The 3426-nt window shown below is 70.0% G+C and carries 4 protein-coding genes; all 4 read right to left on the bottom strand.

Going from position 1 to position 3426, the window contains the following annotated elements:
* Positions 1-575 precede the first annotated feature (575 nt).
* A complete protein-coding gene (locus CSC65_RS16010) occupies positions 576-926 on the bottom strand; it encodes a histidine triad nucleotide-binding protein (protein WP_162411585.1) in 351 nt (116 codons plus the stop codon).
* A gap of 533 nt (positions 927-1459) precedes the next feature.
* Positions 1460-2056: a recombination mediator RecR gene (recR, locus tag CSC65_RS16005; protein ID WP_162411584.1), complete on the bottom strand. Its 597-nt coding sequence runs from the start codon at positions 2054-2056 to the stop codon at positions 1460-1462.
* A 93-nt stretch (positions 2057-2149) separates the two neighbouring features.
* Positions 2150-2470: a YbaB/EbfC family nucleoid-associated protein gene (locus CSC65_RS16000; protein ID WP_162411583.1), complete on the bottom strand. Its 321-nt coding sequence runs from the start codon at positions 2468-2470 to the stop codon at positions 2150-2152.
* A 3-nt stretch (positions 2471-2473) separates the two neighbouring features.
* A complete protein-coding gene (locus CSC65_RS16275; RefSeq protein WP_238390435.1) occupies positions 2474-3010 on the bottom strand; it encodes a DNA polymerase III subunit gamma/tau C-terminal domain-containing protein in 537 nt (178 codons plus the stop codon).
* Positions 3011-3426 lie beyond the last annotated feature (416 nt).

Raw genomic sequence — 3426 nt, 5'->3', positions numbered from 1 at the left:
GAGATGGGTAGAAGAGACAGATCGCAATGCAGAACGCCGCCTCCAGGGCGGCGTTCTGCTTTTGGGGTCGGGACGCTATCGATCGGGGCGCAGGTGCCATGGGGTCGGCGCGCTGCTGGTTCCGGAGCGCCTTGGGGTCGGGGCGCACTTGGCGTCGGGATCACCTGGCGTCGGGCGCACTTGGCGTCGGGAGCACCTGGCGTCGGGAGCACCTGGCGTCGGGAGCACCTGGCGTTGGGAGCACCTGGCGTCGGGAGCACTTGGCGTCGGGAGCACTTGGCGTCGGGAGCACCTGGCGTCGGGAGCACCTGGCGTCGGGGGCACTTGGCGTCGGGAGCACTTGGCGTCGGGAGCACCTGGCGTCGGGAGCACTTGGCGTCGGGGGCACTTGGCGTCGGGGTGCACCTGGCGTCGGGAGCAGTTGGCGTCGGGACTTGACGTCTAAGCACCCTGGCGGCGGGCGCATTTTGCGTCGGAGCGCTCTCGGCGTCAGGACGCCCTCGGCGTCGGTGTTTTGGGGCGTCGCTTCGGGATCCGGGTGCGGGGATCGGCGCGTCAACGCGCGGCAGGCGCGCTCACGGCGTGCCGAAATGGCCCAGCGGCGCGCCGGCCAGCAGGTGCAGGTGCACGTGGAATACGGTCTGGCCGGCGTGTTCGCGGCAGTTCATCACCACGCGATAGCCATCCTCGGCGAAGCCCTCGCTGCGCGCGTACGCCGCCGCGGCGAGCATCAGCCGGCCGAGCAGTCCGGCCTGCGCCGGCGTGGCGTCGTCCAGGGTCGGGATCGCCTCGTGCTTGGGAATGAACAGCACGTGCACCGGCGCCTGCGGGGCGATGTCCTTGAACGCGAGGATGTCCTCGTCCTCGTAGACGATCGTGGCGGGGATTTCGCGGCGGATGATCCTGCCGAACAGGGTGTCGCTCATGGGGGGCGTCCGGTGGCTGAAGCGGAACGGGAAGGATAGTCCGGATTGCCGGCGATGCAGGTGTCGATGGGCGGCGAGGATCGCCGGTGGTGGAGGAATCCAGCGCGGCGAATCGATCGGCAGGTTCGAATGCGCATCCTCCGGGCAGGTCGCGTTGAATGCCGGTGCGCCCGACCACCTCGGTGTCGCGGTCGTGCCCGCTCCTACAAGGCGGGATGTCGGGGGTGAAGCACATGGGGTCTACGTGGCAATGCATCGCGCACGGTCTTTGTAGGAGCGGGCATGACCGCGACACCGAGGCGGCCAGACACCCCCGCCCACACCGCGACACCCCCGTTCGCCCCCACGGCGCATCGCCGTTCTTCGCACGACGCACTGCCCTTGCAGGAGCGGGCACGACCGCGACACCGAGGCGGTCAAACGTCTTCGGCCGTACCCCGCACATCGCGGTTCGACGCGCGCGACTTACGGCCTTTGTAGGAGCGGGCACGACCGCGACACCGAGGCCGTCGCACACCTCCCGGCCCGCCCCCCTACAGCGGCATTTCCCCACGCGAACCAAACGCGTGCGACAGCGTTCCCCGATCCACGTACTCCAGCTCACCGCCCAGCGGCAGGCCCTGCGCCAGCCGGCTCGGGCGCACGCCATGGCGGCGCGCCAGTTGCGCGAGGTAATGCGCGGTGGCCTCGCCTTCTACGGTGGCGCTGGTGGCCACGATCAGCTCGACCACTTCACCGCCGCCCAAACGTTCCGCCAACGCGTCCAGGCCCAGTTCGCGCGGGCCCACGCCATCCAGCGGCGACAGCCGTCCCTGCAGCACGTAGTACAGGCCGCGGTAGCCGGTGGCGGTATCGATCGCCAGCCGGTCGGCGGGCGATTCGACCACGCACAGCTGCTGGCGATCGCGCCCGCTGCTGGCGCACACCGCGCACACTTCGCTTTCGCTGAAATCGCGGCACTGGCTGCAGTGGCCGATGCGCTCGACCGATTCGGCCAGCACTTCGGCCAGCCGGCGGCCGCCGTCGCGGCCGCGTTCGAGCACGTGGTAGGCCATGCGCTGCGCGGTCTTGCGGCCGACGCCCGGCAGGACGCGGAACGCTTCGATCAGCTGTTCGAGCAGGACGGACATCGGTGTGGTCGTTGTCGGTGCGAAGTCACGGGCGACCGGCAGCCGCAGCAGGGATCACGCAGGATCCCCTTCGCGCACGGCGGCTTCTGCGCATCAGAACGGCAGCTTCATGCCCGGCGGCAGCTGCATGCCCGCCGAGGCGGCGCCCATCTTCGCCTTGGACTCGGCGTCGACCTTGTTGGACGCGTCGTTGAACGCCGCGGCGATCAGGTCCTCGGCCATTTCCTGGTCGGCGAGGATGCTCGGGTCGATCCGCACCTTGCGGCACTCCTTGGTGCCGGTGAGGGTCACGCTGACCATGCCGCCGCCGGCGCTGCCGGTGACTTCGATCTGGGCCAGTTCTTCCTGGGCGCGCTGCAGGTTTTCCTGCATCTTCTGCGCCTGTTGCATCAGTTGGGCGATATTGCCGCGCATGGTTCAGTTCTCGTCGATAGGTCGGATGGAATCAGGCACGACGCGGGCGCCGTGCTGTTCGATCAGGCGCTTGACGCCCGGATCGTTGAGGAAAGCATCCTCGGCCGCGCTCTGGCGTGAATCGCGCTCGCGGTCGCGGCGCTGGTTGAGCGTTTCCGCCTGCGCCTGGCCGGTCTGGATCACGATCTGCGGCGACGCGCCCAGCGAAGCGGACAGCGCCTCGGCCAGCGCGCCGGTGGAGCGCTCGGTGCGCAGGTATTCGAAGCCCGGGTCCAGCGCCAGGGTCAGCACGCCCTCGGCATGGCCGACGAAGGCGGTATGCGCCGCCAGTTCGCGCGCAGGACCCTTCAGGTCGCACATGCCCACGCGCCGCAGCCAGTCCTCGGCATCGAGCACGCGGTTGCCGCTGTCCACGCCAGCGTTGCGTGCCGGCGCCGGCGACGGCGCAGCCGCGGCGGGTGACGCCGAAGCGGCCGGCGATACGGCCGGCGCCGCCGGGATCACGATGCCCGGATCCAGCGCGGCCGCCGCAGCGGGCATCGCACTGCCGGTCGGCTGACGCGACGGCGACGCAGCCGCGCCCGCGCGGGCCGACGGCGCCGGATCGACGACAGGCGCACGCGCCTCCACGACCGGTGATCCGGAACGGACCGCAGCCGACGGCTCCGGCACGTCCCACGGCGGCGGATCCAGCGCCGGCGCAGCGGCGACAACGGCCGGCGCACGCGATGGGGCCTCCGCGGAAGCGCCCGCTGCGACGCCCTCATTCGATGTCGCTCGGGCGGCCGCCGCTGACGTCGCATTCGACGACGGCCTGGCACCAGCCACCTCATCAGACGCAGCTGAAGACGGCCCCGCAGCAACACCCCTGTATCTTTTACCCATCTGACTCTGACGACGAAGAGGATCGTGGATCATTGGGTGGTTGCCTGTGAACTTAAATACACGAAAAGAAA

The sequence above is a fragment of the Pseudoxanthomonas daejeonensis genome (assembly GCF_010093205.1).
Taxonomy (GTDB): Bacteria; Pseudomonadota; Gammaproteobacteria; order Xanthomonadales; family Xanthomonadaceae; genus Pseudoxanthomonas; species Pseudoxanthomonas daejeonensis.
The sequence above is the reverse complement of the archived record's forward strand: the minus strand, read 5'-3'. Positions and strand labels throughout refer to the sequence as shown.